Source organism: Litoreibacter sp. GN1-5 (genome assembly GCF_055693805.1).
Genome location: NZ_JBVFUP010000001.1, coordinates 1,031,071 through 1,055,808, shown reverse-complemented (window position 1 = coordinate 1,055,808; position 24,738 = coordinate 1,031,071). Strand labels below are relative to the sequence as shown.

Here is a 24,738-nt window from a genome sequence, read left to right as displayed (position 1 = left end):
CGTATCTCCTTCATGATCTTTGTTATTGGAATGCAGGGCAGTTACAAGTCATGGTTGACCCGGCGTGCGCGGGCTCTCATCCTTGGATATGACTTTCGCTGATCACATCACCCGCAGCCCGATCCCCTATCAACCTGATAGGGCCGAAGAAGTTGCAGCACTGTTCAGTGATCTTGCTGAGCCATTGCGGAACCTCATTGCTGGTACAGCCGGGTGCAGCCCCTATCTGGCGGGGCTTCTTCACCAAGAGCAGGATTGGGTGATGGGTCTTAAGACGCGAAGTGCAGATGCGTTGCGTGATACGGTTCTGTCTGACCTGCGCATGCTGTCCGCCGATCAGATGAAATACGGCCTGCGACAAGCCAAACGCCGTCTGGCGCTATTGGCGGCCTTGGCGGATCTGGGCGGTGTCTGGCCATTGGAAACGGTCACGCAATGCCTGACCGATCTTGCCGACACGGCCACCGATGTGGCCTTGAAGTCCCTTGTCGGCGCCGAAATCGCGCGTGGTAAACTACCCGGACTGACCGAAGATGATATAGCCACCGCAGGCGGTATGTCCGTGCTTGCCATGGGCAAGATGGGCGCGGGGGAGCTGAACTATTCCTCGGATATTGATCTGATCTGCTTGTTTGACGAAACCCGCTTTGCGCCTGATGATTACATGGACGCGCGTGCCAGTTTTGTGCGGATCACCCGACGGTTGGTTGCGCTGCTGTCGGATGTCACGCAGGACGGCTATGTTTTTCGAACCGATCTGCGTCTGCGCCCCGATGCGTCAGTCACGCCGGTTTGCATCGCGATGGAAACGGCCGAGCGGTATTATGAAAGCGTTGGCCGCACCTGGGAACGCGCCGCCTTTATCAAAGCGCGCCCTTGCGCGGGCGATATCGATGCCGGTCATGCTTTTCTGGAACGGCTCATTCCGTTCGTTTGGCGCAAGCATCTTGATTTCGCAGCCATCCAGGATGCCCACGATATGCGCCTGCGCATCCGCGATCACAAAGGCCTGCGCGATGCGATAGAGCTGTCTGGCCACAATATGAAGCTGGGCGCTGGCGGTATTCGGGAGATCGAGTTCTTTACCCAGACCCGTCAGATCATTGCAGGCGGGCGCGATCCTGCTTTGCGGGTGCGTGGCACCGTTGAGGGGCTGGCGTGTTTGGAACAAGCGGGCTGGATCGACACAGAGGTGGCCAAGACCCTGACCGACGCCTATCGCGCGCATCGCGAAGTCGAGCATCGATTGCAGATGATAGGTGATGCACAAACCCACGATCTGCCGACCAATGACGAGGGGTTTGACAGGCTGGCGCGCTTTGCCGGTTATATAGAAACGGATGACTTCAAGGCCCAGCTCGCGCATCGATTGGGCGTAGTCTCTGATCTGACGGAAGAGTTCTTTGCCCCGTCTGATACAGGCACCTTGCGCCCTGATGCTGCTGAATACCTTGAAAAATGGCGCAGTTTTCCTGCGTTACGGTCGCCCCGTGCTGTCGAGATTTTCAAACGTCTGTTTCCGGACATTCTGAGCCGATTGGACGCTGCTGCCAAACCGGACGAGGCCTTAGCAGAGTTCGAGCGGTTCCTGTCTGGCCTGCCCGCTGGGGTGCAGGTCTTTTCCCTGTTTGAGTCCAATCCGCACCTGACACAGTTGATCGTAGATATTTGTGCCACATCCCCCGCTTTAGCCGCGTATCTGGCGCATAATGCCGGGGTTCTTGATGCTGTGATCGGGGGCAGCTTTTTCTCGGACTGGCCGGGTCAGCATGTTTTGACTGTGGAGTTAAGCGACATTCTGGTCGGACGCGATGACTATGAAGCCAAGCTGGACGCGGCGCGTCGTTGGCAGAAGGAATGGCATTTCCGTATCGGGGTACATCACCTGCGCGGATTGATCAGCCCTGAAGAAGCAGGCGTAGAATATGCTGAACTGGCGGGCGCGGTTCTGCAGGCTTTGTTCCCGGTCGTCATCGCTCAGTTCGCGGGTAATCATGGCAATCCGCCGGGGCGTGGGGCTATGGTACTTGGTATGGGGTCGCTTGGGGCAGACCGTTTGTCAGCGCGATCTGATCTTGATCTGATCGTGATCTACGATGCGGCAAGGGTAGAGGCTTCGGATGGGCGGCGCCCCTTGCCAACCCGTACCTATTTTGCCCGGCTAACACAGGCTTTGGTCACGGCGCTGTCTGCACTTACGGCGGAGGGCAAGCTTTATGATGTGGATATGCGTCTACGCCCGTCCGGGCAGGCAGGGCCTGTCGCAACCTCGCTATCTTCCTATGCGGCTTACCAGCAGGACGAGGCCTGGGTTTGGGAGCATCTGGCCCTGACCCGCGCCCGCGCTGTTGCGGGGGCCGCTGATCTGATGGCCGATGTGGATGCGGTGCGCGCGTCGGTCCTGACCATCGGCCATGACCGTACCAAAGTGATGCAAGAGACCGCTGAGATGCGTCAACGCTTGCTGGCTGCGGGGCGGGTGGGGAGCATCTGGGCGGTGAAGGACGGACCCGGCGGGCAGCAGGATATTGAGCTGATGGCGCAGGCAGGGGCGCTTATGTCCGGCAGTCAGACCCGCGCGGTGTCAGACCAGTTGCGCGCTGGCGTTGTTCTGGGTTGGCTATCCGCAGATGCGGCAGAGGCGCTTGAACAGGCCTATCGCCTCTTTTGGAAAATACGTCAGACAAGTCGTTTGCTGACCGATAGCCCGCTTGATGTCGCGCAGCTGGGTCGTGGAGGTGTGGACGTGCTGTTACGCGATACTGACGTCGGATCGCTAAGTGAGCTGGAAACAGCGCTCGTAAAACATCGCAAAATTGCAGCGGATAGAATTGAAACGGTACTGGCGCAAACGCAGCCGCGTGCTAAGTAAAGTTTCAAGTGGAAGTTACTTTATGAACCTCAAAGATCTCGACAGTAAGGGCCTTATCTGCGACGCCTATCAGATTGATGGGATTACGGTCGCTGAGTGTCGGTCTATATTTCTGGATTGGGCGCTTAGCCTGCCCATGGGCGAAGAGACGCGCCCAAGGATTGAAAAGCTGTTGGTGCATTATGGCGCCGAGGCACCGGATCATCCGATGAGCGCGGTTTTGACCGCAGGTCTTACAGCCCCTTCAACGCCTAAGCGGCGCGGGGGCGCAAGGCGCGCGTACCAGAGTAGCTGGCCGTTACGCGAAGTGTCGCTTAACGGCCGAGCAGATTATTCAGATGCTGGGGCAGGGGTCGCATCTGGCTTGGTTGCCTCAGTCACAGCTTCCAGACCGGCAGTGAAGCCTGTCAGGGACACGCCCAGCTCTACTTTTTGGTCCGGGGCTTGCGCAGGGATGATCGTAATCTTCGCACCCTTGCCGCGCTTGAACGAAGCAATATCGTCTGCGGTAAACCCTACACGGGCAAAGCAACCTACCTGCGTGCAAAATGTAAACGGATATGTTTTGGCAGGGCCGCCATCTACCGACATCACCAATTGACGGGTCAACAGGGTTTCCAGCGGCGTTACAATAGTTGCGCCTGCTGCCAGCTTGTCACCTTCGGGCAAGTTGAACAGGTTGATTTCTGCGACAGCGTTGTCGTTCTGATCTTCCAGCAATTGGTACAGTTGGCACGGATCCTTTGTACCCTCGGGTGCCTTGATGCAACGTAATTCCCAATCGCCATGTTCTGAGACAACATAAGTCTGGCCAACATCCGGGCCGACTTCGGTGCCGGTGGCCAGCCCGTCAGTACGCTCATCAGGGGTCTCTTCAGGTGCAGGCACTTCTGCGTCGTCTTGTGGTGTCGCGGGCTGCCCTTCTGGTGCCTCTGTTTCCGGGGCGGGTGCAGGTGTGGTTGCGTCCTGCGCGATGGCAGGGGCAGAGACAGCGAGCCCTGCACAGATTAAAAGTGATTTCAAAAGATCAGACATGTTCGTTCCATATCGGTTACTACTCACAAGGACATGTAGCATGGGGCCGAGGCAGTGTCAGGCGCGAAAACAGAGATGTGAGATAGCTTTGTCCAAGGCGGCAACAGCCCGCCAACCTATACCTTTGAATCAGGAAAAGGGCCTGATAACAGACCCTTCCCTTTTTCTTCTCTCCCCGTCGGACTGGCCGACTTATATGTCAAAGTTATGACAAGGCCACGGATCGGTCAACAGGCTTTATGAGTTACGGTAAACTAATTGAAATCAAATAAAAAAGGCCGTGTCGCGGTGACACGGCTCAGTTGACAGGGAGGAAGTCATGCCTGCGCTGACCTGCTTGGGTCTTTGCCTGCGTAGGAATGAGACTGGCACAAACAGATTAACAATGTATTTTGCCGTAACGGTTTTTCGGAAGGAACAGACATCGTGTCGGATCAAAAGACAATTTTCATTGGCGGTGGTGGTGAAGACTACAAAGAAAAGCAACATATGTTGCTGCGTTACGCAAACCGGCATGGTCTTATTGCTGGGGCCACAGGCACCGGAAAAACTGTGACATTACAAATCCTTGCAGAAAATTTTTCAAACGCCGGGGTGCCGGTGTTCATGTCCGATGTGAAGGGTGATTTGTCAGGGTTGGCCGCGGCGGGCTCGGACAGTCATAAACTGCATGACGCCTTTTTGAAACGTGCGGGTAGTATTGGCTTTGACGATTTCGCCTATGACACATTCCCGGTGACGTTCTGGGATTTGTATGGCGAGCAGGGCCATCCGGTCCGCACAACCGTCTCGGAAATGGGGCCGTTATTGTTGTCGCGGCTCATGGAGTTGAGCGAGGCGCAGGAGGGGATTCTCAACATTGCCTTCCGTGTGGCTGATGAAGAAGGTCTGTCATTGCTCGATCTGAAAGACCTACAGGCGCTGCTGGTCTGGATCGGCCAGAACGCCAAAGATTTGGCTTTGCGTTACGGGTTTGTATCATCGCAATCCGTAGGTGCCATTCAGCGCCGTTTGCTGGTGCTTGAAAATCAGGGCGCAGAAAAGCTGTTTGGTGAACCGGCGCTGGACCTTGAAGATATGTTTGTCACCGATACAGCGGGCCGGGGACAGATTAATATTCTTGCCGCCGACAAATTGATGGGGTCGCCAAAGCTCTATGCGACTTTCCTGCTGTGGCTGTTGTCAGAGCTGTTTGAAACCCTGCCTGAAGTGGGCGACCCGGACAAACCGAAATTCGTCTTCTTCTTCGATGAAGCGCATTTGCTGTTCGAAGGTGCCCCGAAAGCGCTGGTCGACAAGGTTGAGCAGGTGGCGCGTCTGATCCGTTCCAAGGGGGTGGGGGTGTACTTCATCACACAGCAGCCCGCAGATGTTCCGGAGGATATTCTAGGGCAGCTTGGCAATCGCGTTCAGCATGCCTTGCGGGCCTTTACCAAGAAGGATTTCAAGGAGTTGCGCGCCGCAGCTGAGACATACCGTGAAAACCCGCGCTTTGATGTGGAGGACGCGATCAAGGAGGTTGGCGTAGGGGAAGCTGTGACATCAATGCTGATGGAAAAAGGTGTTCCGGGCATTGTAGAGCGTACCCTGATCCGACCGCCATCTTCACAGCTTGGCCCGATCACAGCGATTGAGCGTAAGGCTGCAATGAACAGCTCTCCGGTTGCTGGCAAGTATGAAGCCGAGGTTGACCGGAATTCCGCTTTTGAGATGCTTCAAAAACGCGCCGAAGACGCGGCCAAGGCTGCGGAAGAAGCTGAAGCGCGTGAAGAAGAAATGGAGGCACGGGAGCGTGAATATCAAACCGGGCGACGCTATTCCGGGACACGGGTAGGCCGGTCAACGACAAAGAAGCGCACAACGCGTCGTGGCGATTCCGTGGGGACGGCTTTTGCCAAATCCATGATGCGATCAATTGGCACCAAAGCGGGCACGGCCATTGTGCGTGGGGTGATGGGCAGCCTGTTCAAGGGACGTTGAGCAATGGCCTGCCAGCCCTTCAGAAAAGGAAAGCAGGTCACGCAAATAGATTCGTTTGCATTGAAACAAAACCCGTGTTTGGCCAATAATTGTGTGGATTAGAAGCTATTTTTTAGAGCCTAACAAAGAGAGTCATTCAGGAATTTGAAAATTAGATTTTAAAATAATTGATTTATACCAATGTATTAATGGCAAGTCATATTTTCTATATTCCCATGTTCATGAAAATAAAGCACTCTTATTTCAGCAGATCGACTTGTGGGAGGGTTATTACTAGGGATCAGGCTGAGGCATTGTTATTACCGCCAAACACAGCAACTCAAAATTGTAGTATGACTTTGATCCCTCACCTGAGAGATTTACTTTAAAAATAGGGGAGTAAAGATGAAAATAGTAAAAATACTTGGAATTGTGTGTGCGATGTCGTTCGCGTCACAGGGGCCGCTTTGGGCTCAGGACACATTCGAAAAGAACATCATGACGGGTGGCGCATCTGGGACCTACATCCAGATCGGCCGTGATATCGCGGAGCTTGGCTTGACCTGTGGCAAAGACCTGACAGTTCAACAAAGCGCGGGATCACTGGAAAATATCCTTGCTGTTCGGGATCGGCGTAATACGCAATTCGGTATTGTTCAAAGTGATGTGCTTGATTATTTCCAGACCTATTCAAAAGATGATCCAGATATTCAACGTGCCATTGCCGGTGTGGTGATTGCGGCACCTCTTTATAACGAGGAAATTCAGGTTCTTGCCAAACGCGAGATTATGTCACTGGCAGAGCTGAACGGCAGGCGTGTGTCTGTCGGGGTGCAGGACAGCGGGACATTTCTGACAGCATCACTTGTTCTGGATCAGACAAATACCGATCCTGGCAGTAAGCTGAATCTGAACGCCAAAGACTCGCTCGAAGCTTTGCTGAAAGACGAAATCGACGCATTTTTCTACGTCGCGGGCGCGCCGACAGCCTTGTTGGCCGATGAGCGGATTGATCCGGAACTTTACCAGCTTGTGCCGTTGACTGATAGCGTCCTGACAGAATCTTATACGGCTGCGACATTGCCAGCAAATACCTATCCTTTCCAGAAAGAACCGGTCGATCTTATGGCTGTAAAAGCTGTGCTAATGACCTACGATTATGATCTGGGCAAGAACAACTATCACCGACAAAGCTGCGATGCTGTATCAGACTTCTCCAATCTGGTGTTTTCCAACTTCGACAAGCTGAAGCAGACAGGGCATCCCAAGTGGAACAATGTTGACCTTACCGATATTCCGCCCGGCTGGACGATCGGGGCCTGTGTCAATCGCGGCATTGCAGAGGACTATACGTCGCAATGCACCATCCAGGCAGCAGAGGCTGCTGCTGCAGAAGAAGAACCCGAGGCAAACGTGATCTACAAACAACGCATCTGCGCAGCACTCGGCGGATGCTGATCTAATCACGGGATCATGCAGGCCCGATAAAGGGCTTGCATGATTTCACCCATTGCCGCGTTCTTCGGATTTGACCGCATCCCACAAGGCGTCCATTTCTTCCAAATCAGACTCGGCCGGGGTTTTACCAAGCGCTGCCAGCTTCGCCTCAACCGCTTCAAACCGGCGCGTGAACTTGGCATTGGCTGCCCGCAGGGCGCTTTCAGGATCGAGCTTCATATGCCGCGCCAGATTGGCCATTACGAATAAAAGGTCGCCAAATTCTTCCTCAATCTCTTTTTGCGATAGGGTGCTATAGGCCTCGCGCAGCTCCTGAGCTTCTTCGCTGATTTTATCCAGCACCTGATCAATGAACGGCCAGTCAAATCCGACCCGGGCCGCGCGCTTTTGCAGCTTGACTGCGCGCACCAGGGCGGGCAGCCCGATAGCAACCCCGTCCAACGTGCCACGTTGAGCCTTACCAGCCCGTTCGCGCGCTTTGATGCGTTCCCAATCCGCCGTCTGCTGGTCTGCGGATTTATCCCGTGATGCGGCACCAAACACATGGGGATGGCGGGCGACCATCTTGTCGGAAATTGTATTTGCAACGCTGTCGAAGTCGAACAGTCCGGCCTCTTCGCCCATCTGCGCATGATACACGGTCTGCAACAGCAAATCCCCAAGTTCGCCTTTCAGTTCGTCCCAATCCTGCCGCTCGATAGCATCCGCGACTTCATAGGCCTCTTCAATTGTGTAAGGGGCAATCGAGCTGAAGTCCTGTTCGATATCCCATGGGCAACCCGTTTCAGGATCCCGCAGCCGGCGCATGATTTCCAGCAAACGGGCCATTCCGCCCTTTGGGTCATTGATCAGATCAGGCATTGCAGGCGGTCCGGCTTTGGAACAACATGGCGCGACATTGCCAGAAGGAGCCCGCCTATGCCACCCGTCAACCGTATCGCTGATTTTGCCGAGGATATGAAAGGCTGGCGCCGCTGGATGCATCAAAACCCTGAGCTGCAATTTGACTGTCACAACACGGCTGCGTTTGTTGTGGAACGGTTGCGTGAATTCGGGATCACAGACATTCACCAAGGCATTGCCAAAACCGGCGTGGTTGCGATCATTGAAGGGCGGGGCGACGGCCCGACCGTTGGTTTGCGCGCTGATATGGATGCTCTGCCAATAGAGGAAGCAACTGGGGCTGACCATGCGTCGCAGACGCCCGGCAAAATGCATGCCTGTGGGCATGATGGCCATACGACAATGCTACTGGGGGCCGCGAGATACCTGGCCGAGACGCGCCGGTTCAAAGGCCGTGTTGCGTTGATCTTTCAACCCGCTGAGGAAGGCGGTGGCGGGGCAGGCGTTATGGTCGAAGAAGGCATAATGCAGCGTTTCGATATTGGTGAAGTCTATGCCATGCATAATAAACCCGGCTTGCCTGTAGGTCATTTCCAGATCCGCCCCGGCCCGATGATGGCTGCGGTTGATACGTTTGAAATCTATATCAACGGTCAAGGTGGTCACGGTGCCATGCCGCATCAGACCCGCGACCCGATTGTAGCTGCTACTGGAATTGTGCAGGCAATTCAGACGATTGTTAGCCGTAATCACTATACGCTGGACGAGCTTGTAGTGTCGGTTACGCAAATCCATACGGGCTCTGCCGACAATATCATTCCTGAAGAGGCCTATATCTGCGGCACAGTGCGCACCTTTGATAAAGCCGTGCAGCAAATGGTCATGGACCGGATGGAAGCCATTGTCGCAGGTCAGGCGGCCAGCTATGGCGTCGAAGCGCGGCTGGACTATCAGCAGGGCTACCCGGCCACGGTCAACCATGCCGATCAAACCGCTTTTGCGGCAGACACCGCCCGGGCCGTCTCGGGTGATGCTTTTGTTAATGACACCTGCAATCCAACCATGGGGGCAGAAGATTTCTCATACATGCTGGAGGCGCGCCCCGGTGCTTACATCAATATCGGCCAAGGCGAGAGCGCCGGGCTGCACCACCCGGCCTATGATTTTAATGATGACATAGCACCTATCGGTGCCTCATTCTTTGCACAACTTGTCGAGCGGTCACAGCCAGTGAGTTGAGTGTTGGATGTGTCATCAGTTTCGCTGTGCTATCCCTTGTTAGCTTTGAACTATACCTAAGTTTTCGACAGAATTGCCCCGGTGACTTGTTCTATGGGTCTAAAGAATTTAGGGAAAAGTAGATTTATTGCCGGGAGGAACGAGTGCGAATTGCATTATGCGGCATCGTTAAGAACGAAGCCCCCTATCTTATAGATTGGTTGGCTTGGCATAGAGCGCTTGGTTTTACAGATTTCATAATCGCCGATAACGATAGCAGTGATGGGACTTCGGAGATTCTGAAACAGCTACAAGACAAAAATGCTGTGCGAAGTTTTCAGATGCCTACCCGTCTTCATGAGATACCGCAGCTTGATGCTTATGCGCACGCTGCTCGTGTGGCTGATCGTCTTGCGGTTGACTGGATCGCCTTTTTTGATGCGGATGAGTTCCTGCTTCCCTCAGATCCAGAGGTAAGTCTATCGGAACTTCTCGCCAAGCTTCCGCCGGATTGCGGATCAATCTCGTTTAACTGGGCTACATACGGGTCGTCGGGGCATCTTAGGGCTAGCTCCGAGCCTGTGCCTTATCGTTTTACACAACGGGCCCCGATGTATGATGATCATGTCGCGCGGACTGGCATTAACCTACATTACAAATCGATCATCAGACCTTCCGCTTTTGGGGGCGATCTTCCAAATCCGCATCATATGAAGCTCAAGTTAGGTTTTCAGCATCTGGGAGCTGATTTTTCTCCTCTAGGACTGACACGGGTAGGGATCGGAAACCGTGTCTTCTGGAAGCCATTCCGTATCAATCATTATACTGTGCGGTCCTGGGGAGAGTTTTTACAGAAGAAACTTACGCGCGGCTTGGCCGATATTCCTACTTTGACGCGAAGTACGGATTACTTTCATCGGCACGACTTCAACACTGAGCGTGACCCGGTTCCCGACTGGATTAAGTCAAACTTTGAGGCGAAACAGGCAGCGTTGCTGAATATTTTAGGCGACACTCGGATTTTAGATAAAGCAATTGCTGATATGCTTGCTTTTGATCCACCCCCAATATCCTCATCTATCACACCGGGTTTAGAACAAGATAGCGTGCTTAACAAGCATTTCGTCGGATTGGCTGGAAAGCATAGGCGCAGGCTGCGACGGTGCGCACTACAGATCGCGCTTTGGCAGGCAAAAACCGAGCCTCAATTAGAATGGTGAGTGTACGGGGCAGCGTGCAAGATGATACTGGATCAAAGCGTCAATTAAGGCCCGCAACCTGCCGCGGGCCTCGTTCATGTATGTCTGCCTTTTAAGCTCCGACCATAATACAGCGGAAAGGCGATACAGTCGCGCTATGCCTTACAGCGCGCCTTCATATTCGCCCCGCGCCGGATAGCCCTTGTCGATGGCGAAATCGACAGCCCCCAGAAGTTCCGAGAAATGCGGACGTACGAAAGGCATGGTCTGCACCGACATGTAATACAGCGTCTGATCCGGGTTCACCAGAAACAGACCGGGCTCGGAAAACAGCGCGGGTTCTTCGATACCGATGGATGTTTTGCCGCGCGAGGTTGAGATATAGAGCCCCCATTCTTTCGCCTTGGCCAGTGGCAGATCATAGGCAAAACGCAGATCGCGCGCCTCGATCTTGTCCGCCATACCTTGCGTGCGCTCTTCACCGTCTGAACTGATGGCGATGGTCTTTACGCCGCGATGGGCGAAGTCACCTGTAAGCTTTTCAAGCTCTTTGAGGTAAGTGGCGCAGAGCGGGCAATGCAAGCCGCGATAAAAGCAGATAACCGTGCCACGGTCCGACCCGTCAGTGCTCAGGTCAAATTGACCTCCGCCCAGCAGGGGCAGAGAAAGATCAGGGGTTTTCTGGCGTGGCATAAGCATTGAGGTATCTCTTTTTTGTTCGGGTGTTTTGTTGCAGGGTTGCGCCCGGATGAACATTCACAAATCGGTCATCGCAGCCCTAATTTCAGCAGCGCGAAGCCCAAGCCCGACAAAACGCAAATGCCAAAGGCCAGCGGCAGAGGGGTGCCATCAAAGGCCAATCCCAATGGTGCTGCGACCAGCACGGCCAGAACGGTTGAAACTGCCCCGATGACCGAGGCGGCAAGACCTGCGATATGTCCTACAGGTTCCATCGCCATGGCGTTGAGGTTGCCGATCACGAGGCCTGCCATAAAAAACACGCTTGTGGTCCAGATAACATAAAGCGCGAAGGGCACATCGCCGCTGGCGGTGCCCCATAAGGCCACGATGCCCGACAGCAGGATTTGCCCACCAAACCCGTAGAGCGCCATTTTGCGCATGCCCAAACGCACGACCAAAGCTGCATTGATCAGGCTGGCTGTGCCAGCAATCAAAGCGATCAGCGCGAACCACAGCGGGAAGCTGTCATTGCGACCGTAGGTTGTGTCAAAGATCTGCTGGGTCGAGCTGAGGCAGCCAAAAAGTATCCCGAAACACAAAGTCTGGGTAAGTGTGGATATGGTGAAAACCCGGTTCCCAAAGCATTCCTTAACAGCTGCGATCAAGCTGGTGGGCCGAAACGGACGCCGCTTGTCACGGGGCAGGGTTTCAGGCTGCCGGATCATGAGCCACGACATTGTCACTATCGAGAACAGGATGAACGCCAAAAAGATCACACGCCAACTGCCATTGCCGATAATCACTGCGCCGATAGATGGCGCGATGGCGGGCACAAGCGTGAAGATCATCATCGCAAAAGACATGATCCGCGCCATCTGGCGGCCATCATACAAATCTCGCACAATCGCCAGCGCTACAATGCGTGGCCCAGCCGCGCCCAGGCCTTGCAACACGCGGGCGGCGATGACCGTTTCCAGCGTTTGAGCAAAGCTCGCCAGTGCGGCACCCAGAATATAAAGCGCCGCACCGCCCAGAATAACGGGCCTGCGTCCCAATGTGTCCGACAAAGGTCCGGTAAAGAATGTGCCCAACCCCATGCCAAAGACGAAGCTGGTCAGGATCAGCTGGGCGTTATTAGGGGCTTTGGGGCTAAGTTCTGCCGCGATGCTGGGCAGGGCTGGCAGCATCGCATCGATCGAGAAAGCCACGGTGGCAAACAACATGCCTATCAGAGCGATAAATTCAGGCAGAGGCAGGCGACGGGCGTCAGTCACGCGTCACGCCAGTTTGCTAAAAGCTGCGCCGTGATCACGCCTGTTCTGCCAGTTGTGCGTTGATGTCTTCTATCACCTGCCCCCACAGATCAGGTTGTTGCGCGCCGGGCAGGACGTGCTGGTTCGCGATCACGAAGGTCGGAACGCCGGTTACACCTTTTTCGCGGGCATTGGCATCACGGGCGCGGATGTCATCGGCATCTGCGTCACTATCAAACAGGCGCGCGGTCATGGCCCGGTCCATACCGGCACTTTCGGCAATATCGAGCAGGGTTTCGATGTCGCCAATATCGCGGCCCTGCACGAAATAGGCCCGAAACAGGGCCGAGACCACGGCGGTCTGGCGCCCCTCCAGCCCGGCCCAATGGATCAGACGATGGGCGTTAATGGTGTTTGGTGTTGTTTTGATCCCGGCGAAATCAATCTCAAGGCCAGCGGCTTCCGCGGCCTCTGCGATCTGGCCATAAACCCGCACAGCGTTATCTTTGCCGCCGAATTTGGTCTCAAGATAGGTGCGACGGTCCATGCCGTCTGCTGGCATATCAGGGTTTAGCTGGAAAGGGTGCCATTCGATAGCAAACGGATGATCTGGGTGTTTTTCCAGCGCGCGATCCAGATGTGCTTTGCCGATATAGCACCAAGGGCAGATCGGGTCAGAGATGATATCGAGTTTGATCATGAGGGGCTCATCTTACTAGTCATGGCAGTGTGTTTGACCTTTAGGCATGTCTGCTGGCGGAATGTAAAGGTATGGAATACGCAACGCGGGACTTTCTGGCGCGATCCCCATTGTCAGCGGCAGGTCATTCGATTTATGACAGGCGTCATGCCAAGTGAGAAAGAACCCAGCCTGATCCGTATTGCCCGCGAAAGCGGGGACCGTAGCCCTGTTGAACCGCTCAATCTGGGACAACGGGTGCGAGAACTGCGCAAAGAACGCGCCTGGACGTTGGAGCAGGCGGCGCAGGAAGCTGGTTTGGCGCGCTCGACCCTGTCGAAGATCGAGAATGACCAGATGTCCCCGACCTTCGAGCTGATGAAGAAGCTGGCAGAAGGTCTGGGCATTGATATGCCGCAATTGTTCACGCCGCCCAAAAAGGCGCAGGTGAATGGTCGCATGGATGTGACCCGCTCTCAATCCGGTCAGGCCCATGTGACCCCGACCTATGAGCATGAGTTGTTGAACGCGTCCCTGACCAAAAAGACCATGCTGCCCTATCGTGCCTATATCCGGGCCCGATCTTTTGACGAATTCGACGGCTGGATCCGCCATGACGGGGAAGAGTTCCTTTATGTTCTGACCGGTACGATCCGGCTGTTTACCGAATTTTACGAACCCGTTGACATGAAACGCGGCGACAGCGCCTATTACGACGCCTCGATGGGCCATAACGTGGTTTCCACAAGCTCTGAGGACGCGCTGATCCTATGGGTGACATCGCTGGTTTGAAAGGTTTGGAGGCTTTTTCGACGGCTTACGATAAGGAAGATTTTGGGCTTGATTATTAAACCGCGTAGAGTGTGTTGCAACCAGTAGAAATATCACTATTGACGAAACTGAGGATATTATAGCCCCCACATATCGCAGAGCGCAAAGACCTAACAAAGAGTGTCAGATGTCAACTCCGAGCCCATATTGACGAATGCTGCAGGGTGTCTGAATGTCTATCTTTGTGATCTGCATTGACGACAGTTGAGGACTAGGAACTCTCGATCGGACAATGTTACTTGTCACTGACACAAAAGGGACGGCTGTAAGCATGAGTATCAATCTGACTTTAGTGGCGCTGGAGCCCTCGCTTTCAGATAAACTACGCTCCAATCCTTTGTTGTCACAAGAGATTGAGATTGAGCCATCGCGGGATGATTTTCTTGCATCACATGGTCTTCAAATCAGTCGTACTCTGAGTGAAGATGAATACCCTTTCGACCGACTAGCACTGGGTAAAGACTGGCACTTGATGGATCAAATTTTCACAGGAATCGGCGGCTTACGTTTGCTGAGATTATTCATAGCAAGTGGAATAGGTTCTTTTCTCACTTCCGGTGGAACGTCAATCGGCGAAGGCTCCGGATACGGTCCTGCAAGACTGCTATCTGCTGAGGAATGTGGGGACATTGACACTTTTCTGGAAGACTTCGATATATCGTCGGCTATCGAGGGCCTGACCATGAAAATCGTTAAGCAAGCGGACATTTACAGCTATTCGCAAGGTAACGTGCCAATCGAAGAAATTCGAAGGATTGCGCGTCTAAATTTTGATGAAATTAAGAACTTTTTTCGAAAAGCGTCGACAGCCGCATTAAGCGCCTACATATTCATGTCATAAATCTTCTTTGCTTTGATCGCTTGTGACATTGACCCAGACTAACTGGCGACTGCTTAGCAGTCATTCGCGCAAGCGCAGCGAATTCACCCTTTGTCCGCTGTGCTGGCCTTGCCGTAGAGCGGGATGAAGGTCCGGGTTAGATCAAAATGCGTGACGTTTGAGCCAAAACTGCCGGACATACATGGTTGGACTCAGAAAACGAGTCCATCGTGTCAAAGCTGCGTAACTTTCCGCACCACCCATAAATCGAACGATGGAAAAGATCTCGTTCAAGGGATCAGAACGCCGGAGCAAGCCTGCAAATTTCGCGGATGGTCCTCTGTTCCAATATCTGCCATTCCACGCCCCCCTCACTCTGCGGCTGCTCGGGTTGCTGTCAGGTCTATATTTACCACGACATCAAACGCCACGCTGCTTTCATCGCTGTAGCTTTCGCCAATGTTGTAGGCGGTTCGGTTCAGGGTGGTTTGGCCCGTCATTGTGGCGGTGTCGCCGTCAAGTGTCAGGGTAAAGGGCAGGGTGACGGGGGCCTTGGTGCCTTTCAGGGTCAGGGTGCCGTCGGCGACATAGCCGGGGTCATCCGCCCGTATATCGGCTGTGAATGTGGCGGTCGGGTGCGCGCTTGCGTCGAAGAAATCTGTGCCCAACGCCTGATCGGTGACAGAGCCAAGGGTCAGGGATGGGATGCTGATCTGCACCTCGACGTCTCCGTATTTGCCATCTGCGTCTGGCGTTTCGTCGAAATTAATCGCCGCGCTCCAATCAGAGAAGCTGCCTTCCACGTCACTGCCCAATTGTTTCACAATGATGGAAAGCGTGCCGTCCTGCACCTGCCAGCCGCTTTCTGCAACTGCTGTAGGATCAGAGGCAGATGCTGGCGCAGGGCAGCCTCGCTGTGGTCATGGCTATGCTCATGTTCATGGGAGGAAAACAGCCCAAGGGACGTGCCAATCAGCAGCGCTGCGGCGTATATGCCAACTGCGCCAAAGGCCGGCGTCATCGATTTATGCTGTGCAGGCAGAGCGTCTGGTTCCGTCGTCCCCGGCAACATCCGCTTCAGGGTCACGTCCTTGTCGATAACATGGTGCTTCAGCGCGCCTGCAACATGCAGCAGGATGGCAACGACCAGAACACGCTCAAAGATGATGTGCAGGGACGAGAAAGTTTGCGCCACGTGCTCATCCTTTGGCACGAAGGGCAGGGATTGCCCGAAAGGCCACCAGATCGGGGCGAACCCAGTTGTCGCGGCGTGGTGAACCCAGCCAGTCAGCGGGACAAGTATAAGTGAGGCGTAAAGCAGCCAATGCACCAGTTCAGCCAGAAAGCTTTCCAGCTTTTTGTCGGCGTTCAGCAGCCCTGGTTTGGGCTGGCTGATGGCCCATGTGATACGCGCCAGGGCGGTAAAGAAGATCGCCACGCCGATGGTTTTATGCAGCGAGAACAGCCACGCCTTGCGGGCCAACTGCTCCCCCGTGTCAAAGGGTAGACCATTGGCGTAGATGCCAAGCGGGATCATGGTGAGGATCAGCAGAGCAATCAGCCAGTGGAACGACTTGGTCACTGCGCCGTAGGTGGTGACAGAGTTGGTAAGCATCGGGACCTCGCTAAACGTCGCGTTTTTGCAGCATAAGCCGGTCAAACCTGCTGGCAACCGGTCAAATGACGCCTTTCAAGGAAAACGGTTCTGGATTATGAAAAATGTGCGCATACTGCTATTTTGTGCAAGTTCCACAAGGATTTGCGAAGCTATGAAATTTACCAAAAGATTGTTTTGTTTGCTCATGTTATTTCTGAGCGGTCCAGCCAATGCGACGCCGCCTGATATTATTACGGTTCATGATGAGGTTTTTGGGATCAGTGAGGCCTATGTTTTTGTGTTGCGCAAAACGAACGACAATATGGGCCTTTATACCAGCGATACGCGTGATATTTATCTGGTGGTAAAGAGCATTGCATCCGGCCTGGACGAAGAGATTTGGCCGGTTTACCGGACGCAACGCGCCCCGGACTATGAGAGGGATCCCAGCGGGTATGTTGAAAAGCTAACGGTTTCAGAGTTAGAGGATGCGGTAAACCCGTTTGAAATTCTGGCGCAATATGACGGATTGTCGGTGGCTGATAGAGGTAACACAGCATTGACTGACTATGACGTGGTGTCTTTGAGCACTGAGCTGTTGGAAATTTCACACGATGGACAGCGCCGATACCAGCTTTCGACGCAACAAATGCTCAGCGACATTGCTTATTCTATAAGCGTAACGGCAGAGGCTTTGCCAGATTACGGGCGGATGGCCCCGATCGCGACAAGGGATGTTTTTTATCGAGGACCTTATGAGCCGGAGGAGTGCGAGGTCGGCAGGCTACAGAAAGTCAATTCCGTTCGGCAACAGTCGCACATTCAACTGGCTCTGATAAAGTGTGCCACGGGGGAGGGTGATAGCGCTTCAATCTACGTTATTGTTCCGCCCGTTGCGGAATAAGGTCAGCATCCTTGTGAGCCTTCGCCGGGTCGGCTAGACCTGAACAAAAGATCAAGGAGGGACAATCGTGCGGGCATTCATATTTCCGGGGCAGGGCGCTCAGACCATTGGTATGGGAAAGGCATTGGCGGATACTTATCCCGCTGCGAAGGCTGTGTTTGACGAGGTTGACGAGGCGTTGGGCGAGAAGCTGTCAGCCCTGATCTGGGAGGGCGAGCAGGATGTGCTGACGTTGACGCAAAATGCGCAGCCCGCGCTGATGGCGACCTCTCTGGCGGCTATGGCGGCATTGCAGGCCGAAGGGGTCACGGTTGGGGCCGCGTCTTTTGTGGCCGGGCATTCATTGGGGGAATATTCTGCGCTTGCTGCTGCCGGGGCGTTGAGCATCGGGGATACCGCACGTCTGCTGCGCACGCGCGGGCTGGCCATGCAAGACGCTGTGCCTGTAGGTGTGGGGGCTATGGCTGCGCTGCTGGGGCTTGATTTTGAGACGGCGACCATCGTGGCAGAGGAAGCAGCACAGGGCGAGGTTTGTCAGGCAGCCAATGATAATGATCCGGGGCAGGTGGTTGTCTCGGGGCATAAAGCCGCTGTGGAGCGGGCTTTAGAGATCGCCAAGGAGAAGGGAGCGAAGCGGGCTGTGTTGCTGCCTGTCAGCGCACCGTTTCATTGCGCCTTGATGGAACCTGCTGCGCAGGTCATGGCAGAGGCTTTGGGCAAGGTAGAGATCACACAGCCCCAAGTGCCTTTGGTGGCGAATGTACGCGCCTCTGCTGTCAGTGATCCGTTGATGATCCGTGACTTGCTGGTGGAACAGGTGACAGGTTCTGTCCGTTGGCGCGAGTCGGTCAGCTTCATGGCAGGCGAAGGTGTCACCGAGATGTGGGAGATCGGCGCGGGCAAGGCGCTGTCGGGTATGGTGCGACGGATCAATAGGGACGTAGCAACGCGGGCTATTGGCGCGCCGGACGACATTGCGGCAGCTGTTGAAGCCCTGAATGCCTGAGATACATTAAGAGGACTATGTAATATGTTTGATTTGAATGGGAAAAATGCACTGATCACCGGTGCATCAGGCGGGATCGGTGGCGCGATTGCCAAGACCCTGCACAATGCGGGTGCGACGGTGGCCCTGTCCGGCACTCGGGTGGAGCCATTGGAGGCTTTAGCGGCAGAGCTTGGGGACCGTGCTTATGTGGTGCCCTGTAACCTGAGTGATTTCGAAGCGGTCGATGCGCTGCCAAAACAGGCCGCGGAGGCGACGGGTTCGGTCGATATTCTGGTGAACAATGCGGGGATCACACGGGATAATCTGTTCATGCGGATGAGTGATGAGGAATGGCAGTCGGTGATCGACGTGAACCTGACCTCGACTTTCAAGCTGTGCAAGGGCGTTCTACGCGGCATGATGAAAGCCCGCTGGGGTAGAATTGTGAATATTTCCAGTGTCGTAGGGGCTACGGGTAATCCGGGTCAGGCGAATTATGCAGCCTCCAAGGCGGGGATGGTTGGCCTGTCCAAAAGCCTTGCTTATGAAGTGGCATCGCGTGGAATTACGGTGAACTGTGTCGCCCCCGGCTTTATCACCACTGCGATGACCGACAAGCTGACGGATGATCAGAAATCCGGCATTCTTGGGCAGATCCCGTCTGGTCGGATGGGCGAGGCGGACGAGATCGCAGCGGCAGCGCTTTATCTGGCGAGCGCCGAGGCAGGCTATGTCACTGGGACAACACTGCATGTGAACGGTGGGATGGCGATGATTTAAGGAGTTGGGACGTCTCAAGCCAGACTGCTTTGACTTTGAAATTCCGGTGGCTTTGGAAATACTGCGATGCAGCATAGGGTCATGTCGTCCGGGTGGGGTTGCATAACCGTTTGCCTTCCCCATTTGATATGCTATAGGCGGCTCAGATTTGCTGAAAGAGAGGTCTTTCAGTTGCTGCGTGAGCGGCGTATAAACAGGCCGAACGGCCACTCCATGACCGGGACAGACCCGACCAAATACGAGGATACATATCATGAGCGACATCGCAGATCGCGTGAAAAAGATTGTTGTCGAGCACTTGGGTGTTGAAGAAGACAAGGTTGTAGACAACGCGTCGTTCATCGACGATCTGGGTGCTGATAGCCTGGACACTGTTGAACTGGTTATGGCGTTTGAAGAGGAATTCGGCATCGAAATCCCTGATGACGCGGCTGAGACGATCCAGACATTTGGAGACGCCACAAAGTTTATCACGGAAGCTTCATAAAGCAGGCTTTCCACAAGAGTTTTTGGAACGGCATTCCTGACGGGGTGCCGTTTTTTTGTGCGTGACGTCTGCGGTCGCGGGTCACGTTTCTGCGAGAGACGCATTTGACGGTACACTTGGCGTGCGTCGCATGCATTCTGGGCATGGGACAATTATTCAGAGGGTTTCATGCGATTTCTCATTGGGTTTGCCGCGTTTTTAAGTCTGTGCTCACCTCTCTTGGCCCAAGGCGATATATGCGGACAAGATGCGCCCTGCGCTGTTGAGGGGGCGAGTATCACCTAATATTTCCGCAGGATTGGGATGGCGCAGCGCCATTGCCCGCAGTGGTCTTTTTCCACGGGCATAATTCATCCGGGGCATCGGTCTTTCGCGCTGGAAGTTTGCGGGCCAGTTTTGCCGATCAGGGCTATCTGATTATTGCGCCGAACGGTGCGATGCGGCCCGGCAGCACGACCCGTGCATGGCCTGCACGCCCGTCTGAGGGGGGCCGTGATGATGTGGCGTTTACCTTACGGGTGATGGATGATGTTGCTGGGCGTGTGCCGCTGGATGCGGACAGGCTTTATGTGTCGGGCTTTTCTGCGGGTGGTTCGATGGCCTGGATGATGGCCTGCTATGCGAGTGAGCGATTTGCGGGGTTTGTCTCGGTTGCGGGAGCTTTGCGGCGACCTGTCCCTGATCAGGCCTGCCCGTCCGGGCCGGTGCGGCTGTTGCAGATCCACGGATTTGCGGATGCGCAGGTGCCATTTGAGGGGCGCGCAATCCGGGATTGGCATCAGGGTGATCTGTTTGAGAGCTTGGGGTTGATGCGGGCGACGAATAAATGCCGCTCAAACCCGGACCATATTGAGATCGGCGAGGTTTTCCGGTGCCGGGACTGGGGCGATAGCTGTGAGGGTGGGGCGTTGAAAATGTGTATCCATGATGGGGGTCATGGATTGCCAAAAGGCTGGACGGATCTGGCAAAGGATTGGTTTGAGAAGGGGGTTGCCCCGGCCAAGTAGGTTTATTTAGATGCCAAATGTTTTTGGTGTTATGAGTGTTGTGCGGGACGGAGCCCCGTTAAACGCATTTTCTGTAATGTCCGCTTATGCACTACGCATTAGGGCAGTGTGATAGTTCGTAGAAGGTTTGAATTTCGCCGTCATTAAACTCTTCGACTTTTGTTATCAGCCAAGTCGGTCCAGTTGCGGCTTTGAGTGTGTAGGCACCGTCCTCTTTTTCAAGATCTGCAGCATTTTGTGAGGAGAAGGTTTTCGCAATCCAACGCAACTTCATATCGCAATCAGGTTTTACTTGTGAAAGCGATATATATTTTGGATCTGGAGATGGATAAGTAGGCAGCCTGTCAGCGAAATATTCGCCGCTTACAAAGAACGGATCTGTAAGTGTCGCCGCATCTAATCCTGTAAAACAATCGCTATCTTCTACTATCTCAGCCGCATCGTCCTTTGTTTCGACGAATATGCAGCTACTTTTGGATGGATCAAGTGAACCATCAGCTGCCCAACCTGGACGGTATCAAACTAAGTAAACATTGCCGTCTTGATCAGTGCCAGCGAGAGAAATGGTCTGGAAAAATGGAGAATCTAAAGTGTCGTACCTAGTTAAGCTAGAAAAAGTCTGTGCAGTCACCTGTTGGCTTGTGCTCGTAACAAATAGTGCAAAAACAAGGCTTAATTTTCTAGAGTTAAATATCATTAATTTTGTCCGTTTTTATATTTTATATACTCAGATTTTTTTATGTCACCGAAGGAGTTACGTTGATAGTTGCTTTGTTTAAGTCGGCTGTTTGTTGCCGAGAGCTGGTAGTGATCGGAAGTCGATGAGAGATGCACCATGTTATGCTGGCGACAGTGCGGGTATTGATTGCCATAAAGCTAGCCTGATACCGTTTATGATATGATCTAACCACCACTCTGAATTGCCCCTTACCATTAGAACCCAGATTTGTTTCGGCGCAGCACTGGTTGAAGTCGCCTCAAGCCCACCATTGAGTGTTCAGCGTCTGGATATCTGCTGTGGCAGTAAACCCAAACATGCCTTACGTTTTATATTTGCGCTTATCGCAGATAATCGCGGGCCTTGCAGAGAGCGGCTTATGGTCTTGTGAACGGGTTGGCAGAAAGCTGCGCGTCTTGGCTTGCTCCTTGGGTCGTGACGCGTGTATTACTCTGGGAAACCTTTGAGATATGAAAAGAAGGATAGGGGCATGCGTCGGGTTGTTGTCACAGGGCTTGGAATGGTGTCGCCTTTGGCTTGCGGGGTCGAAGAGACGTGGGAGCGTTTGCTGGATGGCAAGTCAGGCGCACGGACAATTGAGAAGTTTGACGCATCGCATCTGGGCACGGGTTATGCATGCGAGGTGCCGCGCGGTGATGGATCGGACGCGACGTTTAATCCTGACGACTGGATGGAGCCGAAAGAGCAGCGCAAGGTAGATGATTTCATCCTCTACGGTATGGCCGCGGCAGAGATGGCCGTGACGGATGCCAATTGGAAGCCTGAGGGCGAGGATGATCTGCTGCGCACGGGCGTGATGATTGGCTCGGGGATTGGCGGGCTGAACTCGATTGCCGAGACGGCGGTGCTGATCAAGGAACGCGGGCCGCGGCGGGTATCGCCATTTTTTATTCCCGGCGCTTTGATCAATCTTGTTTCGGGGCAGGTGGGTATTCGGTATGGCTTCAAAGGACCAAACCATTCTGTGGTCACGGCCTGTTCGACCGGTGCCCATGCAATTGGCGATGCTGCGCGGCTGATTATGCTGGATGACGCTGATGTCATGATCGCTGGCGGCACGGAAAGTCCAATCGGAGAGATCGGGATCGCCGGATTCAATGCGTGCAAGGCGCTGTCCACGGCGCGCGCAGATGATCCGGCCCGCGCGTCACGACCATATGATGCGGACCGGGACGGGTTTGTGATGGGTGAAGGTGCAGGCGTTGTTGTGCTTGAAGAATATGAGCACGCAAAGGCGCGTGGGGCGAAGATTTACGCCGAGATTTTGGGCTATGGGCTGTCGGGTGATGCCTATCACATTACAGCGCCGTCCGAGGATGGGGACGGGGGCTACCGTGCCATGGTTGCGGCCCTGAAGCGCGCTGGGCTAGAGCCGTCGACGGTGGATTACATCAACGCCCACGGAACCTCTACGATGGCCGACACGATTGAGCTGGGCGCGGTGGAGCGTTTGTTGGGGGATGCAGCCGAGAATGCGGTGATGTCATCAACAAAATCCTCGATCGGGCATTTGCTGGGGGCTGCGGGCGCGGTTGAGGCGATCTTCTGCATTCTAGCGATCCGCGACGGCATCGCGCCACCGACGATCAACCTTGATAACCCGGCTGTGGAGCCGAAGCTGAACCTTGCGGCGAATGCTCCGGTGAAGCGGGAGATCAACGTGGCTCTGTCCAACTCATTCGGGTTTGGCGGTACAAATGCCTCGCTGGTTATGGGGAAAGTCACGTAAATGTGGAAATCTATCGCCTCGAATGCGCTGACGTTACTTGTGCTGGCCCTATTTGTTGCGGGCGGTGTGATTGCCTGGGGGCAGTCGAAATATCGCGCGGAAGGGCCGCTTGAGGATGCGATTTTCTTTGCGGTGCCCAGTGGGACAACATGGCGGGCTGTTTCCAGAGAGTTGGAAGAGAAGAATGCGATTGCGGATGATCTGATTTTCCGGGTTGGCGTTGAGTATTCTGGCCTTGCGACGCAATTGAAAGCGGGCAGCTATGAAATACCGGCGAAGGCCACGATGGAAGAGGTCAGCGCGATCCTGACATCGGGAATCCCTAGCACGTATCAATTCGTGGCAAGTTATGTAATCCGCAACTCCGGCGCTGAGATGCGTTTTCGAGAGCGCACGCCGGGGACTGGGGCAGAACAGATCTTGGCGGAGTTCAAAGCAGGCGAGCCCATTCCTGCGGCCTATACGGAGGCTGTCAATGATGGAACGCCAATTGTGTATCGTGTGGCGATTGCTGAAGGTCTGTCGAGCTGGCAGATCATCGAAGGGCTGAAGGCGGCTGATTTTCTGGATGGCGAGGTTGAGGAAGTCCCTGTCGAGGGGAGTTTAGCGCCCGATACGTATGAGGTCGCGCGCGGGACAGATCGGGCTGGGCTTGTTAACCGTATGACACAGGCGCAGGGCCGTATTCTGGCAGCGGCCTGGGAGGCGCGCGATCCGGATGTTCCATTAGAAAGTCCGGAAGAAGCGTTGATTCTGGCCTCTATCATTGAAAAGGAAACCGGGGTGCCGGATGAGCGCGGGCAAGTTGCCAGCGTGTTCGTGAATCGGCTGCGTCAGGGTATGAAATTACAGACAGACCCAACGGTAATTTATGGGATCACGCTAGGCGAAAGCAATGGTCTGGGCAGGGGTATCACGCAAAGTGAGTTGCGACGGGAAACGCCCTACAATACCTATGTGATCCCGGCGCTGCCACCGACGCCTATTGCCAATCCGGGCAAGGCCTCGATCGAGGCGGCGCTGAACCCGGAAGAGACGCCTTATATCTTTTTCGTTGCCGATGGGACGGGCGGACATGCGTTCTCAGAAACGATTGCAGAGCATAACGAGAACGTCGCCAAGTGGCGTGAGATCGAAGCGCAGCGGAATGCTAACTAGTAGGCCTTAGCTACATCTACATCTCGAAATAGACGCGCTCATGTCCGTGGTCGTTTAACCGCGCGGTTTCGTGAAAGCCCTGACTTTTGTAAAATTCGATATGGCGCGCCATTGCGGCGTCGTTCCAAAGGGCAAGACGGCTGCAATCGTTTTGCAGAGCCTCTTTCTCGGCAAAGAGCAGAAGCTGTCTGGAGATATCATGGGATTTGTGTTCATCGGGGACACCTATGGCGTCGATATGATAGGTGCCAAGATGTGGGTAGCAGACAATATAGCCTTTGAGCGTGTGTATCCGCGCGATATAGAGGTGATGTTGATCTATCTCCCGGCTGAAATCGGGAATCACCGGCGCGGGTAAATGAGTCGCATGGGCGACATAGGAAGCATGCACCAGATGCGAAAATTTCTTGATTTCGAACAGGTCTCGATGCTGGGCTGGTCGTATCATCTTGGGCCTCCGTAATGATATTTGGTATAGAATGGGGGACCTCAGAAGGAAAG

23 protein-coding genes are annotated in these 24,738 nt (G+C 54.3%); 14 read left to right on the top strand and 9 right to left on the bottom strand.

Going from position 1 to position 24,738, the window contains the following annotated elements:
* Positions 1-88: 88 nt before the first annotated feature.
* A complete protein-coding gene (locus ACZ1HF_RS05440; protein ID WP_472658986.1) occupies positions 89-2,872 on the top strand; it encodes a [protein-PII] uridylyltransferase family protein in 2,784 nt (927 codons plus the stop codon).
* 330 nt (positions 2,873-3,202) lie between these two features.
* Here the strand turns inward: ACZ1HF_RS05440 and ACZ1HF_RS05435 are convergent, their stop codons facing one another.
* Positions 3,203-3,907: an invasion associated locus B family protein gene (locus ACZ1HF_RS05435; RefSeq protein WP_472656547.1), complete on the bottom strand. Its 705-nt coding sequence runs from the start codon at positions 3,905-3,907 to the stop codon at positions 3,203-3,205.
* A 489-nt stretch (positions 3,908-4,396) separates the two neighbouring features.
* Here ACZ1HF_RS05435 and ACZ1HF_RS05430 point away from each other — a divergent pair, with 489 nt between their 5' ends.
* Positions 4,397-5,887 (top strand): helicase HerA-like domain-containing protein, encoded by a 1,491-nt coding sequence (locus tag ACZ1HF_RS05430; protein ID WP_472658985.1) that lies wholly within the window; start codon positions 4,397-4,399, stop codon positions 5,885-5,887.
* A gap of 384 nt (positions 5,888-6,271) precedes the next feature.
* On the top strand, positions 6,272-7,324 hold the full coding sequence (locus ACZ1HF_RS05425) for a TAXI family TRAP transporter solute-binding subunit (protein ID WP_472656546.1): 1,053 nt from the start codon (positions 6,272-6,274) through the stop codon (positions 7,322-7,324).
* A gap of 45 nt (positions 7,325-7,369) precedes the next feature.
* Here the strand turns inward: ACZ1HF_RS05425 and mazG are convergent, their stop codons facing one another.
* Positions 7,370-8,185 (bottom strand): nucleoside triphosphate pyrophosphohydrolase, encoded by an 816-nt coding sequence (gene mazG / locus ACZ1HF_RS05420; protein WP_472656545.1) that lies wholly within the window; start codon positions 8,183-8,185, stop codon positions 7,370-7,372.
* 57 nt (positions 8,186-8,242) lie between these two features.
* Here mazG and ACZ1HF_RS05415 point away from each other — a divergent pair, with 57 nt between their 5' ends.
* The gene (locus ACZ1HF_RS05415) at positions 8,243-9,406 is read left to right on the top strand and encodes a M20 aminoacylase family protein (RefSeq protein WP_472656544.1); all 1,164 of its coding nucleotides are present in this window, start codon (positions 8,243-8,245) and stop codon (positions 9,404-9,406) included.
* 143 nt (positions 9,407-9,549) lie between these two features.
* Positions 9,550-10,605 carry a glycosyltransferase family 2 protein gene (locus tag ACZ1HF_RS05410; RefSeq protein WP_472656543.1) on the top strand — a complete coding sequence of 352 codons (1,056 nt, stop codon included), beginning with the start codon at positions 9,550-9,552 and terminating at the stop codon, positions 10,603-10,605.
* 141 nt (positions 10,606-10,746) lie between these two features.
* Here the strand turns inward: ACZ1HF_RS05410 and ACZ1HF_RS05405 are convergent, their stop codons facing one another.
* The 3 genes from ACZ1HF_RS05405 to ACZ1HF_RS05395 all read right to left on the bottom strand — a co-directional run bounded on the left by ACZ1HF_RS05405 (position 10,747) and on the right by ACZ1HF_RS05395 (position 13,218).
* A complete protein-coding gene (locus tag ACZ1HF_RS05405) occupies positions 10,747-11,283 on the bottom strand; it encodes a peroxiredoxin-like family protein (protein ID WP_472656542.1) in 537 nt (178 codons plus the stop codon).
* A 68-nt stretch (positions 11,284-11,351) separates the two neighbouring features.
* Positions 11,352-12,539: a multidrug effflux MFS transporter gene (locus ACZ1HF_RS05400; protein ID WP_472656541.1), complete on the bottom strand. Its 1,188-nt coding sequence runs from the start codon at positions 12,537-12,539 to the stop codon at positions 11,352-11,354.
* 34 nt (positions 12,540-12,573) lie between these two features.
* Positions 12,574-13,218, bottom strand: a complete 645-nt coding sequence (locus tag ACZ1HF_RS05395) for a DsbA family oxidoreductase (protein WP_472656540.1) — start codon at positions 13,216-13,218, stop codon at positions 12,574-12,576.
* Positions 13,219-13,365: 147 nt separating this feature from the next.
* On the opposite strand from ACZ1HF_RS05395, the gene ACZ1HF_RS05390 reads away from it, so the two are divergent.
* Together ACZ1HF_RS05390 and ACZ1HF_RS05385 are read left to right on the top strand one after the other, a co-directional pair.
* Positions 13,366-13,989, top strand: coding sequence for a helix-turn-helix domain-containing protein (locus ACZ1HF_RS05390; protein ID WP_472656539.1), 624 nt, complete (start codon positions 13,366-13,368; stop codon positions 13,987-13,989).
* Positions 13,990-14,299: 310 nt separating this feature from the next.
* A complete protein-coding gene (locus ACZ1HF_RS05385) occupies positions 14,300-14,869 on the top strand; it encodes a DUF1877 family protein (RefSeq protein WP_472656538.1) in 570 nt (189 codons plus the stop codon).
* A 350-nt stretch (positions 14,870-15,219) separates the two neighbouring features.
* Here ACZ1HF_RS05385 and ACZ1HF_RS05380 read toward each other — a convergent pair whose 3' ends face one another.
* Positions 15,220-15,699 carry a YceI family protein gene (locus ACZ1HF_RS05380; protein WP_472656537.1) on the bottom strand — a complete coding sequence of 160 codons (480 nt, stop codon included), beginning with the start codon at positions 15,697-15,699 and terminating at the stop codon, positions 15,220-15,222.
* Positions 15,669-16,463: a cytochrome b gene (locus tag ACZ1HF_RS05375; RefSeq protein WP_472656536.1), complete on the bottom strand. Its 795-nt coding sequence runs from the start codon at positions 16,461-16,463 to the stop codon at positions 15,669-15,671. The genes ACZ1HF_RS05380 and ACZ1HF_RS05375 overlap by 31 nt, the downstream gene beginning before the upstream one ends.
* Before the next feature lie 154 nt (positions 16,464-16,617).
* Here ACZ1HF_RS05375 and ACZ1HF_RS05370 point away from each other — a divergent pair, with 154 nt between their 5' ends.
* From ACZ1HF_RS05370 to ACZ1HF_RS05350, 5 genes are all read left to right on the top strand, one after another.
* A complete protein-coding gene (locus tag ACZ1HF_RS05370) occupies positions 16,618-17,349 on the top strand; it encodes a hypothetical protein (protein ID WP_472656535.1) in 732 nt (243 codons plus the stop codon).
* 64 nt (positions 17,350-17,413) lie between these two features.
* Positions 17,414-18,355 (top strand): ACP S-malonyltransferase, encoded by a 942-nt coding sequence (fabD, locus tag ACZ1HF_RS05365; RefSeq protein WP_472658984.1) that lies wholly within the window; start codon positions 17,414-17,416, stop codon positions 18,353-18,355.
* A gap of 24 nt (positions 18,356-18,379) precedes the next feature.
* Positions 18,380-19,117 (top strand): 3-oxoacyl-ACP reductase FabG, encoded by a 738-nt coding sequence (gene fabG, locus ACZ1HF_RS05360; RefSeq protein WP_472656534.1) that lies wholly within the window; start codon positions 18,380-18,382, stop codon positions 19,115-19,117.
* 253 nt (positions 19,118-19,370) lie between these two features.
* On the top strand, positions 19,371-19,604 hold the full coding sequence (locus ACZ1HF_RS05355) for an acyl carrier protein (RefSeq protein ID WP_472656533.1): 234 nt from the start codon (positions 19,371-19,373) through the stop codon (positions 19,602-19,604).
* A gap of 284 nt (positions 19,605-19,888) precedes the next feature.
* Positions 19,889-20,611 carry a CE1 family esterase gene (locus ACZ1HF_RS05350; protein ID WP_472658983.1) on the top strand — a complete coding sequence of 241 codons (723 nt, stop codon included), beginning with the start codon at positions 19,889-19,891 and terminating at the stop codon, positions 20,609-20,611.
* A gap of 91 nt (positions 20,612-20,702) precedes the next feature.
* Here the strand turns inward: ACZ1HF_RS05350 and ACZ1HF_RS05345 are convergent, their stop codons facing one another.
* The gene (locus tag ACZ1HF_RS05345) at positions 20,703-20,885 is read right to left on the bottom strand and encodes a hypothetical protein (protein WP_472656532.1); all 183 of its coding nucleotides are present in this window, start codon (positions 20,883-20,885) and stop codon (positions 20,703-20,705) included.
* Between the two features lie 934 nt (positions 20,886-21,819).
* Between ACZ1HF_RS05345 and fabF the strand changes: the two genes are divergently transcribed.
* Positions 21,820-23,079: a beta-ketoacyl-ACP synthase II gene (fabF, locus tag ACZ1HF_RS05340; protein WP_472656531.1), complete on the top strand. Its 1,260-nt coding sequence runs from the start codon at positions 21,820-21,822 to the stop codon at positions 23,077-23,079.
* On the top strand, positions 23,080-24,237 hold the full coding sequence (mltG, locus tag ACZ1HF_RS05335; RefSeq protein WP_472656530.1) for an endolytic transglycosylase MltG: 1,158 nt from the start codon (positions 23,080-23,082) through the stop codon (positions 24,235-24,237). It begins immediately after the preceding gene.
* Positions 24,238-24,253: 16 nt separating this feature from the next.
* On the opposite strand, the gene ACZ1HF_RS05330 is transcribed toward mltG, so the two are convergent.
* A complete protein-coding gene (locus ACZ1HF_RS05330) occupies positions 24,254-24,685 on the bottom strand; it encodes a GNAT family N-acetyltransferase (protein ID WP_472656529.1) in 432 nt (143 codons plus the stop codon).
* Positions 24,686-24,738 lie beyond the last annotated feature (53 nt).